At 64.2% G+C, this 243-nt stretch carries 1 pseudogene; it reads left to right on the plus strand.

Annotation, left to right across the window (positions count from 1 at the left end):
* Positions 1–215, plus strand: a pseudogene (locus EOB49_RS35710) (histidine kinase); the annotation flags it as partial.
* Positions 216–243 lie beyond the last annotated feature (28 nt).

Below are 243 nucleotides of genomic sequence, written 5' to 3' on the forward strand. Positions count from 1 at the left end.
ACAGCATCGTCGACGGTGATGGCTGCCGCATCGTGATCGCCGATGACGGCATCGGTCTGCCGGACGGCGAGACCTGGCCCAAGAGCGGCAAACTCGGCGCGCTGATCGCCCGCTCGCTGACCGAGAATGCCAAGGCGGAGTTCGACGTGAAGTCGAGCGCTGGCGAGGGCACTAAAGTCACCATCCTCTTCAAGCGCTCGGCTGCCACCGCCTGAAGCGTATCGTTGTCGTTGCGCTCTCGCA

Origin of the sequence: Mesorhizobium sp. M7A.F.Ca.MR.148.00.0.0, assembly GCF_003997735.1 — a bacterium.
Classification (GTDB): Bacteria; Pseudomonadota; Alphaproteobacteria; order Rhizobiales; family Rhizobiaceae; genus Mesorhizobium.